Origin of the sequence: Kitasatospora sp. NPDC058478, assembly GCF_042720345.1 — a bacterium.
GTDB lineage: Bacteria > Actinomycetota > Actinomycetes > Streptomycetales > Streptomycetaceae > Kitasatospora.
On the sequence record NZ_JBHXML010000033.1, the window covers coordinates 46,425 to 61,817 of the forward strand.

Sequence of the window (15,393 nt, forward strand, 5' to 3'; positions counted from 1 at the left end):
GTAGGGCTTTGTCAGGTCCTGTGGTGGGAGCGGGGCGGATGCGGGTCGGTCGCATATCGGGCAGGCACCGGTCCAGGGGGCCTGGGCGGGTGAGGCATCCCTCCCCTCGCCTGACCATCCGTGGCGCCCGACAAAGCCCTACTGGGCCCTGTCCGGCCGCACCCGCTGGGCGGTCTGGACGGTGGCCTGGTTGAACCGCCGGGTGACGGTGGCCCGTCGACCGGGTTGGGCCCGGTGATCGGGGCGGTGGCGAGAAGGTCCGGTGGGACCGGGAGGCAACAATGGTGGAGAACGGGTACGCGGGTCCGTCTCGACGGCAGGTCCTGACGGCCGGCGCGCTGGCCGGCGCGACGGTGCTGAGTTCCGGCATGTGGGCGACCGAGGCGTCGGCGGCGGCACCGCCGGCGATCTTCTACTCGCCGCACCAGGACGACGAGGCGTTGGGCCTGGCCGGGGCGATCCTGGAGCACAAGGCGGCCGGCCGGCCGGTGTACCTCGTGCTGGTGACACGGGGAGAGAACGACGGGCTGGCGAAGCTGATGAACACCGATCCCTGCCCGCTGACCACAGGCTCGGACCGGCACCCCTGCGCGGCCGGCGGCCACCACGGGGTGAACTGGCCGACCGACGGCAGCAGCAAGATCGTCCCTTGCCGGACGGCCGAGTTCATGGCCTCTGCCGCCACCCTCGGGGTCGACAAGGTGATCAACCTGAAGATCGTCGACTCCCCCTACGGGGGGCCCGATGCCTTCGCCCGGTTCGTCGCCACGGTCAAGTCGAAGATCGCGTCCATCGCGCGGCAGTACCCGGGCGCCTCGCACAAGTTCACCGCGGGCTGGCTGGAGATCACCGACACCCACAAGGCGATCGCCGACGCGGCCGTGCAACTGGCCCGCGAGGGCAAACTCACCGACGTGCGCTTCAATTTCGTCTACGCCTACGACCAGCCGCTCGGCTCCCGCGCGAACGGTGCCGCCTACGTGCTGGACATCCCTGCCGCGCACATGGCGACCAAGCGCAACGCCATCTACTGCTACAACACCTGGGCCCCGTCCCGGAACCTCTACGCGCTCGGCTACCACAGCGTCCCGAACAAGCTGGAGTCCGCGCACAACGACCCGCACGAGTACGTCTTCACCCTCCCCAACAACTCGTACCAGTTCGGGAGCATCACGGCCCCGCACCCGGAGTGGTCGTAACAGAACAGGGCCGGGGTCGGGCTGTCGGCGGACGGCCCGACCCGGATTCCCGCTCAACCCCGCGGGACGAACCGGTCACCACCGCCCCACCGATCCCCGAGCGGGTGATCGTCTCGCAGCGACGTTCGAGGCCGGACAACCCCCCGACCCCCACCACAGGACCTGACAAAGCCCTCCTAGGGCTCGCACCGGGCCCGCATCGGCCGTGCACCGAGCTCGTGCCGGGCCCGTATCGGCCCTGCGCCGGCCTGGCCGGGCAGGCGTAGCGTGGAATCAGCTGCTCCGGCGGCCCCCGGCTGGGCCGGGTCGGCGACGGCCGGGGCTGGCTGGTGCGCGAGGAGGCCTCGCCGAGGCCGCAAGGAGGCCGCGATGATCGTCGATGCGGTGCTGGGTGCCATCGGGGGGCTGGTCGGGCTGGGGGCGATCTGGGCGGGCCTGAGCGTCCGGGTCGTCCAGCAGTTCCAGAAGGGAGTGGTGTTCCGTTTCGGCCGGGTGCGCAGGGATGTGCGCGAGCCCGGGCTGGTGGGGCTGCTGCCGATCGCGGACAAGCTGCGCAAGGTGAACGTGCAGATCGTGACGATGCCGATCCCGGCGCAGGAGGGCATCACCCGGGACAACGTGACCGTCCGGGTGGACGCGGTGGTGTACTTCCGGGTCGAGGACCCGGTGAAGGCGATCGTCAACGTGCAGGACTACCACTTCGCGATCTCCCAGGTGGCGCAGACCTCGCTGCGCTCGATCATCGGCAAGAGCGAGCTGGACGACCTGCTGGCCAACCGCGAACCGATCAACCAGGGGCTGGAGTTGATGATCGACAGCCCGGCACTGGGCTGGGGCATCGAGATCGACCGGGTGGAGATCAAGGACGTCGCGCTGCCGGAGTCGATGAAGCGCTCGATCGCGCGGCAGGCGGAGGCCGAGCGGGAGCGGCGGGCGCGGATCATCACGGCGGACGGTGAGTTCCAGGCCTCGGCCCGGTTGTCGGAGGCGGCGGCGGTGATGAGCGCGACCCCGGCGGCGCTCCAACTGCGGCTGCTGCAGACGGTGGTGGAGGTGGCGGCGGAGAAGAACTCGACGCTGGTGCTGCCCTTCCCGGTGGAGCTGCTGCGCTTCCTGGACAGCGCGACGGACAACCAGCAGCGGGCTGCGGTGAATGCCGCGGCGGCAGCGGCGAAGGCCGCCGAACGGGCCGCCGTGGAGGGGAAGGAGGCGGCGAAGGCGGAGGTCGAGCAGGACAGCTCGAAGCACGAACTCCCGCCGCTGGAGGAATTGTTGGACCAGTCGCCGGTGCCGGATGCGGACGCGCCGGGCGGGCGCGCGGAGCCGGACCAGGCGGCCTGACCGGCGCCCGGTGGCGGCCTCCGCGGGCCCGGACCAGGATGGACAGGGGAGCCGAAGCCAGGCCAGGAGGCGGGACCATGACCAGAGCCAGCGACATCATGCACCCGGGCGCGGAGTGCATCCGCGAGCACGAGACGCTCGCCGCCGCCGCCCGGATCATGCGGGAACGACACGTCGGCGCGCTGCCCATCTGCGGGGAGGACGACAAGCTGCTGGGTATCGTGACCGACCGCGACATCGTGCTGCGCTGCGTCGCCGAGGGCCGGGACCCGGCCGCGGTGACGGCGGGCGAGCTGGCCCTGGGCCGGCCGATGACGGTGGAGGCGGACGAGGACGCGGAGCAGGTGCTACGGGTGATGGAGCAGTACCGGGTGCGCCGGCTGCCGGTGATCAACCACCCGGAGCACAAGCTGGTCGGGATGATCAGCGAGGCGGACATCGCGCGCGGGCTGCCGCAGGCCCGGGTCGCGGAGTTCGTGTCGGCGGTCTGCGCGGAGGAGGCGCCCGCGGAGGAGGCGGCCAAGGCCGGGGCCTGACGGCGTCGGCTGATCCGGGCCGGGGGGTCAGTGCCAGCTGTGGCGGATCAGGGACGCGGCGAATCAATCAGGGCATCGTCCGGCCAGCGTGTCTAGGTGGCGGCGCAGCACGGCGCGCAGTTCGTCCGGGCCGACCAGGTCCGGGTGCTGGACGGCCTGGAGGGTGAGGCCGTCGAGCAGGGCGGAGAGGCGGCGGGTCTCGACGGCGAGGTCGAGGCCGGGCGCCAGGGCGCCGGAGCGCTCGGCCTCCGTCAGGACGCGGTGGATCAGCCCGTCCAGTCCGGCCTGCAACTCGGCGGCGCGGGAGCGGAGTTCGGGGCGGGTGCGGGCAGCGGTGACGAAGGACAGCCAGAGCGCGGACTCCTCCCGGCGCTCGGCGTCCAGCGGGAGGGTCTCGGTGAGGAGTTCCTCGACCTGTGTGCGGCGGTCGGTGCCGCCCTCCGGGTCGAGCAGGGTGCGGGCGTGGGTGCGGATGCGGCTGTCGATGCGGCGGGCCAGCTCCTGCATCGCGAAGATCATCAGTTCGGAGCTGCCGGCGAAGTAGTGCCGTACCGAGCCGATGGCGAGCCCGGCCTCGTCCGCGACGTTGCGTAGCGAGGCGCGTTCCAGCCCCTCTCGGGCGGCGACGCGGAGCACGGCGTCGGCGACGGCCTGGCGGCGTTCCGCGGGGTCCACGATCTTGGGCATGTTGCCGTTATAGCACGGTCGAGCTAAATTGCTGATTTAGCATGGTCGAGCTAAAAAACTCCCGGGGAGGGGTGTGCCGATGAACGTCTGGCTGCAAGCGGGGTTGATCGCCGTCGTGGTCGTGGTGGTGGTGATCCGGCGGCTGCGTGGGGAGCCGCTCAATGCCCGGGACCTGTTCGCGCCGCCGGTGGTGCTGACCGCGATCGGGTTCTGGTCGCTGGTGCGGCGCCCGGGTCTGGGTGCGGGTGACTACGCCTGGGTGGCCGCCGGTGCCGCGCTCGGCGTCGGACTCGGGGTGCTGCGCGGCATCACCGTCACGCTGTTCGAGCGCGACGGTGTGGCGTGGCAGCGGTACACCGGCCGGACTTTCCTGGTCGCCGCCGGCTCCCTCGCGGTGATGGCGGGCTTCGGCCTCCTCGCCGGCCGCTTCGGTCTCGCTCCGGATGCCCGGCCGGTGCAGTTGTCGATCGGCGTGGGCTTCCTCGGTGAGGCCCTGGCGGTCGGCTGCCGGGTGCTCGTCGCGGGTCTTCCCTTCGCGCCCGAGCGACGGGGTCTGAGTCCGTCACTCGGCGCGGATCGAATCAGGCGGTAACTTTGGTTGTCGTAGGCCGGTTCGGTAACTATGGTTGTCGCATGACATCGATCGAGATCACCCCCGAGGAGCGGTCCGAGCTGGCCAGGGCGCTCGGTGACGCACTGAACCCCCTCGCCAGGGCTGTTCGTTCGCACGAGACCGGGCTGCCCGAGGACCGGATGTGGAACGCGGACCCGGCCGAGGTCGCGCTCTCCGTCCTCGCCACCTGGAAGGTGGTGGACACGGAGGTCAAGCGGCTGACCGCGATCGCGGCGGCGACGGCGGGTTCCTACGGCGCGAGCTACGAGCAACTGGGTGCGGCCTGGGGCATCACCCGGCAGGGCGCCCGGAAGAAGTGGCCGGAGGCCCGCCCTGCGGTGCCGCAGGGCATGCTCGAACTGTTCGGCGGAACGGCCGAGTTGGGGCAGGAGGAGGAATCCGGCGGCTGGCGCTGGGCGGGCGTCGGCGCCGACGGCGCGCGCGGCGCGGCCGACCGCGGCTACCCGACGAAGGAGGAGGCCGCGGCCCGCGCCGGGGCCTTCCTCGGCGAGCACGCCGCGCCCTAAGCGCGCCCCCGAAGCGCCCGGGCGATCAGTTCCGCCAGGTGCAGGGCCTGGCGGCCCTGGGCGAGTTGGGTGATCTGGGTGCGGCAGCTGAAGCCGTCGGCCAGGATCACCGTGTCGGGGGCGGCGGCCCGGACCTCGGGCAGCAGGACGCGCTCGGCGATCGCCTCGGACACCTCGAAGTGGCCCCGCTCGAAGCCGAAGTTGCCGGCCAGGCCGCAGCAGCCGGAGTCCAGCACCCGGTTGTGCAGGCCGAGTCGGGCCTCGACCCGGCGGTCGGCGGCGCTGCCGAGGACGGCGTGCTGGTGGCAGTGGGTCTGGGTGACGGCGTCCAGCGGGACGTGCGGGAGCGGGGCGTCGGGGGCGTACTGGTCGAGGAACTCGGCGAAGGTGCGGGTGCGTTCGGCGAGCGGGCGGCCGTCCGGGCCGAGCAGTCGGGGCAGGTCCTCGCGCAGGGCGGCGGTGCAGCTCGGGTCCATCCCGACCACCGGGGTGTCGGCGGGCAGCCCGGTGTCGGCCAGCGTCCGCAGGCTGCGCCGCAACACCCGGCGGGCGGTGCCGAGTTGGCCGGTGGAGTACCAGGTCAGGCCGCAGCAGACCGGGCCGGCGGGCAGCCGCACGTCGAAGCCCAGGTGCTCCAGCACCTCGACGGCGGAGCGCAGCACGTTCGGCTGGAGGTGGTCGGAGAAGGTGTCCGGCCACAGCAGCACCGGCCGTGCCCCCGCCGGGGCCGGGTGCGCGGCGCGGTGGCGGCGGTACCAGCGGGTGAAGGTCTCCGGCGGGAGGACCGGCAGCACCCGGCGCCGGTCGACTCCGCCGAGTAGCTTGAGCAGTCCGGCGGCCGGGGAGCGGGCGAGGGTGTTGGCGGCGCCGGGGGCGAGGGCGGCGGCCCGCAGCCAGCGCGGCAGCCAGCCCATCGAGTAGTGGGCGAGCGGGCGCGGGCGGTGCCGGTAGTGCTGGTGCAGGAACTCGGCCTTGTAGGTCGCCATGTCGACATGGACCGGGCAGTCGCTCGCGCAGCCCTTGCAGCTCAGGCAGAGGTCCAGGGCCTCCCGGACCTCCGTCGAGCGCCAGCCGTCGGCGATCGCCGCGCCGCCCTGGCGGCCGGGAGGTGCCGCCATGCCGCGCAGCATCTCGGCCAGCAGCCGGGCCCGGCCCCGGGTGGAGTGCCGTTCCTCGCCGGTGGCCATGTAGCTGGGGCACATCACCCCGGTGTTCGGGTCCACGCACTTGGCGACGCCGACGCAGCGGTGCACGGCCTTGGCCAGGCTGCCGCCGTCCTGCTCGTACGGGAGGGCGAGCGGCAGCGGGCGGCGCGGGGCGGTGACGAAGCGCAGGTCGGCGTCGAGCGGGCGCGGGTCGACCAGCGCCCCCGGGTTGAGCAGGTGCTCGGGATCCCAGATCCGTTTGAACTCGCCGAACAGGGCGATCACTTCGGGCGGGTACATCCGGGGCAGCAGCTCGCCGCGGGCCTGCCCGTCGCCGTGCTCGCCGGAGAGCGAACCACCGTAGGAGACCACCAGGTCGGCGGCCTGCTCCAGGAACTCCCGGAAGACCAGCACCCCGGCGGGCTCGTCCAGCGGGAAGTCGATCCGCAGGTGCACGCAGCCGTCGCCGAAGTGCCCGTACGGCACGCCGTGCAGGCTGTGCCGGCGCAGCAGGGCGCGCAGGTCCCGCAGGTAGTCGCCGAGGCGCTCGGGCGGGACGGCGGAGTCCTCCCAGCCGGGCCAGGCCTCGCCGCCGCCGGGCAGCCGGGTGACGATGCCGGCGCCCGCCTCCCGGACGGCCCAGAGCTGGCGCTGCTCGGCCGGGTCGGTGACGAGGGCGACGGAGGCGGAGCGCTCGCGGCGCACCGCGTCGGCGAGCCGGCGGGCCGCCTGGTAGGCCTCGACCGGGGTGGCGCCGCCGGTCTCCAGGAAGAGCCAGCACTCGCCCGCGGGCAGCCGGTCCAGCGCGGGCGGGCGGGGGCCGGCGGCGAGCAGTGCGGCGATCAGGTCGGCGGACATGCCCTCGGCGGTGAGCGGCCCGAGCGGCAGCAGCGCGGGGACGGCGTCGGCGGCGGCGCCCTCGTCGGGGTAGCCGGCCACCACCAGGGCGCGCGCGGGTGGCTCCTCGACCAGCCGGACGGTCGCGCCGAGCAGCACCGCGCAGCTGCCCTCGGTGCCGGTGAGCGCGCGGGCCAGGTCGTGGCCGTGCTCGGGCAGCAGGGCGTCCAGCGGGTAGCCGGAGGTGCGGCGGGGCAGCGCGGGCAGGCCCTGGCGGATGGTGGCGAGGTTGCGGTCGGTGAACTCCTGGAGCTGCCGGTGGAGTTCGCCGGGCCGCCCGGGCAGGGCGCGGAGCGCGGCGCGCTCCTGCGGGGTGAGCCGGCCGCCCACGGTCAGCTCGGTGCCGTCCGCGAGCAGCAGCTCCAGCCGCTCGACGTTGTCCGAGGTGCGCCCCCAGGCGAGCGAGTGCGAGCCGCAGGAGTCGTTGCCGATCATGCCGCCGAGGGTGCAGCGGCTGTGCGTGGACGGGTCGGGGCCGAAGCGCAGCCCGTACGGCCGGGCGGCGCGCTGGAGGTCGTCCAGCACGGTGCCCGGCTGGACCCGGGCGGTGCGGGCCTGCGGGTCGACGTCCAGGACGGCGCCGAGGTGGCGGCGGAAGTCCAGCACCACCGCGCCCGGGCCGATCGCCTGCCCGCCGATGCTGGTGCCCGCCCCGCGCGGCACCATCGGCACGCCGTACTGACGGCAGAGCGCGACGGCGGTGCGGACGTCGTCGAGGTCGGCGGGTTTGACCACACCGAGCGGCAGCTGCCGGTAGTTGGACGCGTCGTGGCTGTAGACGGTCCGCTCGGCGGTGCCGAAGCGGACCTCCCCGCGCAGTACGGCGGCCAGTTCGCGGGCCAGCTCGGCCCCGGGGGCTGCGGACGGACGGCTCACCAGGGACCTCCGGGCGGGTGCGGCGACGGCTCCGGCCGATCATGGCAGCCGCGCGCCCGCAGGGGTACCGGCCACGACCGGGGTACCGCCGATGGGGTGTCGGTCGGCGGCCGCCCGGACAGGACCTCGGCCCCGCCGCCTGCGGAGGCGGGGCCGCGCACGTGCGGAGTACGTCACCGCCGCCCGGTGAGTGTGCCGCGGGCGATGTGGGAGAGCTTGGCCATCTCGAACGCCGGGTAGGCGCCGCCGGCCAGCAGCGAGAACTTGATCCCCTCGCGGCCGCCGGGCCGCCGGTGGCCGGGCGGCTGGAAGCGCCGGTGGTGCTCGGCGGCCCGGTGGAAGAACTGCGGCCGCTCGGCGCGGGTGACGCACCCGGCCAGGTCGAAGACGAACAGGTAGTGCCGGATCATCCGGACGAACAGCGCGTCCCGCACCGCGTACAGGTGCGGCTGGTCCTCCAGCAGCGCGAAGCTGCGCTCGTACTGGTCGAAGAGGTCGAACACGCCGCTGCCCGGGGAGCCGGTGGGGTGGACGGTCTCCCGGCGGCGCAGCTGCACGCACTCGCGCGCCAGCGCGGCGACCCGGCGGGCGCCGAGCAGTGCCGCGTGCACCACCGGGATCTCCTCGTACCGGCCGTCGGGGAAGGCCAGCCGCAGCTCCTCCCAGTGGCCGCGGCGGATCAGCCGGTCCCAGACCAGCGGCGGCGCGCCGAACAGGGCGGGCTGGTCGAAGGGCTCGAACACCTCGGGGCCGGCTTCGGCGAGCAGCGACTCCGCTCCGCCCGGCCAGTCCCGGTCGTTGTGCCGGCGGGAGTGGCCGAACAGCAGCAGGTCCACCGGGCCGGTCTGCCCGAGCCGGTCGGCGAGGGTCTGCAACGCGTCCTGGGGCAGCTGGTGGTCGGCGTCCAGGAACAGCAGGTACTCGCCGGCGGCCCGCGCCGCCCCCGCGTTCCGGCTCACCCCGACCCCGACCGCCGCGTTGAGGTGCAGGACCGACAGCCGCGGGTGCCGGGCCGCGTACGCGTCGGCGAGCTCGCCCGCGGCGTCGGGGGAGCGGTCGGCGACCACGATCACCTCGACGTCCTGGAGGGACTGTGAGAGCAGCGAGTCCAGGCAGTCCGCGAGCTGTTTGTGCTGGTCGTAGGCGGGGAGTACGACGCTGATGAGGGGTGAGGGCATGACGCCGGAGCGTAAGAGGACGCGCTGACCGTGGCAAAGCCCTGACGGTGCGTAATACCGAGCAATCCCCGCCAAATCGTACGACCGTACGCCATATCTTCACGCGGCCTGCCGGACGCGTCCACGACAGCCGGAACGCGCCGGGCCCGCGACGCGTGGTGCGTCGCGGGCCCGGGGTGCGTCGAGGCTCGGCAGCCTCGGTTTAGTACCAGTGGTGGTTCTGCCAGAACGACCAGGCGGCGCAGGGGCTGCCGTAGCGGGAGTTCATGTAGTCCAGGCCCCACTTGATCTGGGTGGCCGGGTTGGTGCGCCAGTCGGAGCCGGCCGAGGCCATCTTGCTGCCGGGCAGCGCCTGGACCAGGCCGTACGCGCCGGAGGAGGCGTTGACGGCGAGGTGGTTCCAGGTGCTCTCGCGGGACACGATGTTGCTGAAGCACTGGAGCTGGCCGGCCGGGACGAGCTGCGCGGCGATCTGCTGCGGGCTGCCGGTGAGGGTCGGGGCGCTGGTGAGGTCCTGGCGCGCCTGGGAGCGGGAGGCGGCGGCGTCCGCGTCGGCCTTGGCCTTGGCGTCCGCCTGGGCCTTCGCGTCGGCCTCGGCCTGCGCCTGGGCGGCGGACTCCGCCTCGGCCTGGGCCTGCGCCTGGGCCTGGGCCTCCTGAGCGGCCTGGTCGGCGGCAGCAGCAGCGGTGTCAGCCTGGGCCTGGTCGGCGGCCGCCTTGCCGTCCACCGTGACGGCGGCCGCGGGTGCGGCGGCCTCGGTGGTGTTCCCGGCCTGCGGGAGGGCGAGGGCGGCGGTGGCGGCGCTCGCGACGACGAGGGTGGCGATGCCGGTGATCAGGGAGTTGCGGCGGGCATGGCTGAGCTGCATGAAGCGGACAATCCTTTTCCGTCGGGGGCCGTGCCGGTGGCACCGGGTGCGGGGCATCGCACGGGCGCCCGGGTGAGCGGGGCCCGCGCGGCCGTCCGGGACGGCCGTGGCGCCCCGGCGGAAGTGGCGGGGCGGGTCGGCTGCGCGGCGGAGGGGGCCGGCTGCGCTGCCTGGCGACGGGCCATTCTTCGCAGGGCCGGGGACGGGTGGCAAAGGCGGGTGCCACTACGGCGGGTAGTAGCCGCAGGGTGGCTGCGGCGAGACGCGGTGATGGGTTTGGGGGAATTTGTCCGACTTGCGTATTTGTAGGTCGAAGGTCGGTGGCGCGAGCGGAATGCGTGGGTGTGAGGTGCGGTGGCCTGCGTTCTTCGAGGTGTTCCGGGCAGCCCGACGCGGGACGGGAGCCCGTGCCGGGGGGTCGGCCGGCGCCCGGGCCGTAGCCGTCCACTATCGGGGGCAGTAGACGGCGAACCCCGTGTGGGCGGCCTCACACCTCCGGCCGGCCGGGATCGGCGCAGGGTGACCGGCCGGTCACCGCTTCAGGAGGTCGCGTACGGGTTCCCGGTGGCGGGCCGGGAGGCCGGCTCCGCCGCCGATTCCTGCTCCTGCTCCTGCTCGTCCGCCGGGGCCGCGTCGTGGACCGGGTCGAGGGCGAGGTCGCGGGCCAGGTCCCGGGCCAGCAGGGTGGCGCCCGCGACGGCCCCCGGCATGGCGAGCACCGTCACCAGCGGAACCAGGAAGGCCAGGATCAGCGGCGTGCCGAAGCCCAGCGCCAGCCCGAGCCGGGCGCGCAGCAGCCGGATCCGCTCACGCTGCGGCACCCCGCGCCGCTGGAGGGCGACGGCGACGAGCTCGACGGTCAGGAAGAAGCCGGACACCAGGAAGCCCAGCGCCGGCACCACCGTCTGCCCGATCACCGGGATGAAGCCGCAGGCGAACAGCACCACGCCGAACGCGGCCACCCGCACCAGGACAGCGGCGCTGTCCCGTACCGCGATCACCAGTTCGCGCCACAGCGGCGACTCCGGCGGGGTGGGCGCACCGCCCTCGGTCTCGTCGACCTTCGCGGACAGCGCCTCGTAGAAGGGCTGCCCGACCAGCAGCGTGACGGCGGTGAAGGTGAGCAGCGAGAGCAGCAGGCCGCCGCCGAAGGCGATCGCGGCGAGCGCGTCGCGCAGCAGGCCCTGCCAGGGCGAGCTCCAGTGGTCGGCGAACGGGGTGGCCCAGTCGGCGAGGTCCTTCGACCAGCCGCCGAGGAAGACGAGCGCGACGGCGTACCCGGCCAGGGTGAGCAGTGCGGGCAGCATGCCGAAGCCCCACCAGCGGCCGTGTCGACCCACCCACTTCTGGCCCCCGACCAGGTACTTCATCCCCGCCACAAGATCTCGCATGGGCGATCACCTTAGGGCATGTCTGACAATTCCCGCCGGGCGTGCGGCGTCTGGGCACGCACCTCGCCGCGTTGTCGTCGGTCGCCGATGGCCCCCAGCCTCCGGCCGGGAGGTGCCCCCACCGCATGGACTCCCTCCTCCGCCTTGCGATGCACGCACCCAGACGCCGCACGCCGATCCGACGCGAATTGTCAGACATGCCCTGGCTTCCCCGTCCGGAACCCCGCATTGCCGTGTTCCTGCCAGTTTCGACCGGCAGGGTCGGGCCCCTCCTGTCGCGACGCCTTCGGGGCCACCCTCGGTGCTCCCCGACCTGTCAGTGGAGGAGTCTGATGAAGCGTCAATTCGGCAGATTCATCGTGTTGTTGGCCGCACTGGTGCTCGGCGCCGGCGCGCTGGTGCTGCCCGCCGCCGCCTCGCCCGCACCCTCGGCGCCGTCGCCGGGCGTGGTCGGCGGCACGCGGGCGGCGCAGGGCGAGTTCCCGTTCGTGGTGCGGCTCTCGATGGGCTGCGGCGGCGCGCTCTACACCCCGCAGATCGTGCTCACCGCCGCCCACTGCGTCAACGGCACCGGCGCCGACACCAGCATCACCGCGACCGCCGGCGCGGTCGACCTGCGCAGCGGCAGCGCGGTCAAGGTCCGCTCGACGTACGTGTACCAGGCGCCCGGCTTCTCCGGCGCGGAGAGCGGCGACGACTGGGCGCTGATCAAGCTGGCCTCGCCGGTCGGCGGCAGCCAGGTGAGCACGCTGCCGACCACCGACTCCACCGCCTACGACAGCGGCACCTTCACCATCATGGGCTGGGGCGCCGCGACCGAGGGCGGCGCGCAGCAGCGCTACCTGCTCAAGGCCACCGTGCCGTTCGTCGACGACGCCGCCTGCGCCAACGCCTACCCGGGCCTGAACAGCGCGGCCTCGCTCTGCGCGGGCTACGTCGACCAGGGCGGCGTCGACACCTGCCAGGGCGACTCCGGCGGGCCGATGGTCCACCGGGACGCGGCCGGCCGCTGGGTCCAGGTCGGCATCGTCAGCTGGGGCAACGGCTGCGCCCGGCCCGGCTACCCGGGCGTCTACACCAAGGTCAGCACCTACGCGGCCGACATCGCCTCGGCGGCGGCCGGGCTCTGACGCCGACCGCCGAAGAACCGAAGAACGAAGAACCGAAGAGCCGGAGCGCCCGGAGAATCCCCACCGGGCGCTCCGGCGCGTCCGCCGTCCGCCGTCAGCGGTCAGCGGTCAGCCGTCCGCCGGGGGCCGTCAGCCGTCAACCGTCCGCCGGGGGCCGGTGCGCCGTCGAGCCGCCCAGCCAGGCCCGGGCCCGGCGCCGCTCGTAGGCGATCCGGCCGGTGGCGTCCGGCGGCAGCCGGGAGAGGACGGCGGCGGCGGCCTCGTGGCGCCCGGCCCGGGCGTACGCCCCGGCGAGGCGGCCGGCGACCAGGGCGTGGTCGTGCGGGTGGGCGGCCTGGTCCAGGCGCCCCAGGGCGGCGCCCAGGTGGGCCACCGCCGCGTGCGCGTGGGCGGTGCGGCCGGTGCGGACGGCGAGGTCCCGGTGGCAGGTGCCGTGGGCGACGCCCAGCACCAGGGCCGCTCGGGCGGCCCCGGGCACCGGCTCGCCGGCCCGCAGGGCGGCCTCGGTCAGCCGTTCGGCGTCCGCCATCGCCCGCCACGTCTCGGGCGCCGCGCCGGCCAGCGCGTGGGCGTGCGCCTGGGCGAGGGCGGCCCAGGCCCGCAGGCCGGGCAGGGTGCGGGCGGTGGCGTGGGCGGCCTCGGCCAGGGCGAGCGCGGTGGCCGGGTCGCCGCTCCACCAGTGCAGGGTGCTCTGCCGGGCGAGCAGGGCGGCCGCGGTCGGCTGGTCGTCGGCGGCGCGGGCCCATTCCAGTCCGGCCGCGTACCAGCCGAGCGCGCGGGTGCGGCGGTCCCCCTCGAAGTGGGCCCAGCCCGCGAGTTCGGCGTAGCGGGCGGCGAGCGAGCGGACGGCGGGGGCGGTTTCGCGCGGGGCGGCGTGCTGCCAGGCGGCCAGGGTGCGGGCGTGGTGTTCGAGGACGGTGGCCAGCTGTTCGCCGCCGGTGTGGGCGGCGGCCGCGCGGTAGACGTCGAGCAGGTGGCCGAGCACGGCGAAGGTGGCGGCGTCCGGTCGGCCCGTCGGGGGCCCTGTGCCGCTCTCGCCGAGGGGCGGCAGGGCGGGGGCGGCGAGTTCGCCGAGGTGCTCCCGTTCCTGCCGGACGGGCTGCCACAGGGCGGCCAACTCGCCTCCGGTGAGCAGGAGTTCGTCGGCCCGGGCGGGGAGCCCCGGCGGTGGCCAGCGGCGGGCGTTCTCCACTCGGCTGATCAGTGAGTTGTGGTAGCCGAGCAGGCGGCCGAGTTCGGCCTGGCTGAGTCCGCGGGCCTCGCGCCAGTGGCGCAGCCGGTGGCCGAAGCGCAGGCGCGCGGACGCGGGGGCGGGGAGGGGTGGCAAGGGGTCTCCCGGGGGGTGGGGGAGCGCTCGTGGGGGAGCGCCATGCCCAGGTATCCCCCTTGACGTGCCATTGTCAAACTGTGGTTCGTGTCCGGCGAACGGCACCGGGCCCGGGAGCCTCCGCAACGGCTCCCGGGCCCGGCACTGTCGCGCGGCGCGGACGGGTCAGGACCCCGCCGCCACCGCGGCCCGCCGCCGTCGGCCCACCACGGCCGAGGCCGCGAGCACGATCGCCGCGGCGACCAGCGACAGGTACATCTGCTTGCGCCCGTCGGCGTCGGTGAACATGTACGCCACCACGAACCCGATCATGCCGATGGCCGTCCAGGTCAGGTAGGGGTACAGCCACATGCGGACGGTCAGCCGCTCGGGAGCCTCCCGCTCGATGATCCGGCGCATCCGCAGCTGGGAGAAGCAGATCACCAGCCAGACGAACAGCGCAACCGCGCCGGAGGAGTTGAGCAGGAACGCGAACACCGTGTCCGGCGAGGTGTAGTTGAAGAACACCGCGACGAAGCCGAAGACCACCGAGGACAGGATGGCCACCCGCGGCACGCCCCGCTTGGTCACGGTCGCGAAGGCCTTGGGCGCGTCCCCGCGCTGGCCGAGCGAGAAGGCCATCCGGGAGGCCGTGTACATCCCGGAGTTGAGGCAGGACAGCACGGCCGTCAGCACGATCACGTTCATCACCTGGCCGGCGCCCGGGATGCCCACGTGCTCCAGCACCGCCACGTACGGGCTGCCCTTGACGGCGTCCGAGTCCCACGGCAGCAGGGTGACCACGAGCAGGATCGAGCCCAGGTAGAAGATCCCGATGCGCCAGATCACGCTGTTGGTGGCCTTGCTGACCGCGCGCTCCGGGTCCTCCGACTCGCCCGCGGCCAGGGTGACGATCTCGCTGCCCATGAAGGCGAAGACCACCGTGAGCATGCCGGTGAACACCGCGCCCACGCCGTGCGGCAGGAAGCCGCCGTGGCCGGTCAGATTGCTGGTGCCGACCGCGTGGGTGCCGGGCAGCACGCCGAAGACGGCGAGCGTGGAGATCACCAGGAACGCGGCGATCGCCACCACCTTGATCCCGGCGAACCAGAACTCGAACTCGCCGTAGGAGGCGACCGAGAACAGGTTGGTGGCGGTCAGCACCGCCATCACGAGCAGCGCGAACGCCCACTGCGGCACGCCGGGCATCCAGGCGTTGAGGATCTTCGCGCCGGCGGTGGCCTCCACCGCGAGCACCACGACCCAGAAGAACCAGTAGAGCCAGCCGATGGTGAACCCGGCCCAGCGGCCGAGCGCGCGGTCCGCGTACGCCGAGAACGAGCCGCTCTGCGGGTCGGCCGCCGCCATCTCGCCGAGCATCCGCATCACCAGCACGACCAGCACACCGGCCAGCGTGTAGGAGAGCAGGATGCCCGGCCCGGTGGAGGCGATGCCCGCGCCGGAGCCGACGAACAGGCCGGCGCCGATCACCCCGCCGATGGCGATCATCGACAGGTGGCGGTTCTTGAGCCCCGCCTTCAGATGGCCCTCGCCGCCGTGCCCGGGCGGCCCGGCCTGCTGGGGGACCTGGGCGGCTGCCGCAGGCCTGGTGGTGTCCGCACTCATCAGATGAGCCCTGTGCCTTTCCAGCGCGCGGCGCGACCCTCGGCTCGTTGCGCCGGAGGGTGGGGGACGGACC

13 protein-coding genes are annotated in these 15,393 nt (G+C 74.0%); 6 read left to right on the forward strand and 7 right to left on the reverse strand.

Annotated features, from left to right (window positions below; translation table 11 throughout):
- Positions 1–281 precede the first annotated feature (281 nt).
- The 3 genes from ACFWPT_RS19755 (at position 282) to ACFWPT_RS19765 (ending at position 3,076) form a co-directional block, all read left to right on the forward strand.
- Entirely contained in the window at positions 282–1,199 is a 918-nt protein-coding gene (locus ACFWPT_RS19755) for a PIG-L deacetylase family protein (protein ID WP_063346448.1), read from the forward strand.
- A gap of 369 nt (positions 1,200–1,568) precedes the next feature.
- Positions 1,569–2,540 carry a slipin family protein gene (locus tag ACFWPT_RS19760; protein ID WP_380377305.1) on the forward strand — a complete coding sequence of 324 codons (972 nt, stop codon included), beginning with the start codon at positions 1,569–1,571 and terminating at the stop codon, positions 2,538–2,540.
- Positions 2,541–2,617: 77 nt separating this feature from the next.
- The gene (locus tag ACFWPT_RS19765) at positions 2,618–3,076 is read left to right on the forward strand and encodes a CBS domain-containing protein (protein WP_380377304.1); all 459 of its coding nucleotides are present in this window, start codon (positions 2,618–2,620) and stop codon (positions 3,074–3,076) included.
- Between the two features lie 63 nt (positions 3,077–3,139).
- Here the strand turns inward: ACFWPT_RS19765 and ACFWPT_RS19770 are convergent, their stop codons facing one another.
- Positions 3,140–3,763 (reverse strand): TetR/AcrR family transcriptional regulator, encoded by a 624-nt coding sequence (locus tag ACFWPT_RS19770; protein ID WP_380377302.1) that lies wholly within the window; start codon positions 3,761–3,763, stop codon positions 3,140–3,142.
- A 79-nt stretch (positions 3,764–3,842) separates the two neighbouring features.
- Between ACFWPT_RS19770 and ACFWPT_RS19775 the strand changes: the two genes are divergently transcribed.
- On the forward strand, positions 3,843–4,355 hold the full coding sequence (locus tag ACFWPT_RS19775) for a DUF1453 domain-containing protein (protein WP_380377300.1): 513 nt from the start codon (positions 3,843–3,845) through the stop codon (positions 4,353–4,355).
- A 41-nt stretch (positions 4,356–4,396) separates the two neighbouring features.
- Positions 4,397–4,903, forward strand: a complete 507-nt coding sequence (locus ACFWPT_RS19780; protein ID WP_380377298.1) for a hypothetical protein — start codon at positions 4,397–4,399, stop codon at positions 4,901–4,903.
- Here the strand turns inward: ACFWPT_RS19780 and ACFWPT_RS19785 are convergent.
- From ACFWPT_RS19785 to ACFWPT_RS19800, 4 genes are all read right to left on the reverse strand, one after another.
- Entirely contained in the window at positions 4,900–7,821 is a 2,922-nt protein-coding gene (locus ACFWPT_RS19785; RefSeq protein WP_380483102.1) for an FAD-binding and (Fe-S)-binding domain-containing protein, read from the reverse strand. The two genes, ACFWPT_RS19780 and ACFWPT_RS19785, sit on opposite strands and share 4 nt — an antisense overlap.
- A 173-nt stretch (positions 7,822–7,994) precedes the next feature.
- Positions 7,995–8,999 carry a glycosyltransferase family 2 protein gene (locus ACFWPT_RS19790; RefSeq protein ID WP_380483104.1) on the reverse strand — a complete coding sequence of 335 codons (1,005 nt, stop codon included), beginning with the start codon at positions 8,997–8,999 and terminating at the stop codon, positions 7,995–7,997.
- Between the two features lie 202 nt (positions 9,000–9,201).
- Entirely contained in the window at positions 9,202–9,867 is a 666-nt protein-coding gene (locus ACFWPT_RS19795) for a lytic transglycosylase domain-containing protein (protein WP_380483106.1), read from the reverse strand.
- Between the two features lie 539 nt (positions 9,868–10,406).
- Positions 10,407–11,258 carry an EI24 domain-containing protein gene (locus ACFWPT_RS19800; RefSeq protein ID WP_380483108.1) on the reverse strand — a complete coding sequence of 284 codons (852 nt, stop codon included), beginning with the start codon at positions 11,256–11,258 and terminating at the stop codon, positions 10,407–10,409.
- 332 nt (positions 11,259–11,590) lie between these two features.
- Here ACFWPT_RS19800 and ACFWPT_RS19805 point away from each other — a divergent pair, with 332 nt between their 5' ends.
- Positions 11,591–12,388 carry a S1 family peptidase gene (locus ACFWPT_RS19805; protein WP_380428045.1) on the forward strand — a complete coding sequence of 266 codons (798 nt, stop codon included), beginning with the start codon at positions 11,591–11,593 and terminating at the stop codon, positions 12,386–12,388.
- 136 nt (positions 12,389–12,524) lie between these two features.
- On the opposite strand, the gene ACFWPT_RS19810 is transcribed toward ACFWPT_RS19805, so the two are convergent.
- Positions 12,525–13,715, reverse strand: coding sequence for a helix-turn-helix domain-containing protein (locus tag ACFWPT_RS19810; protein WP_380343018.1), 1,191 nt, complete (start codon positions 13,713–13,715; stop codon positions 12,525–12,527).
- A gap of 165 nt (positions 13,716–13,880) precedes the next feature.
- Positions 13,881–15,320: an amino acid permease gene (locus ACFWPT_RS19815; protein ID WP_380483110.1), complete on the reverse strand. Its 1,440-nt coding sequence runs from the start codon at positions 15,318–15,320 to the stop codon at positions 13,881–13,883.
- Positions 15,321–15,393 lie beyond the last annotated feature (73 nt).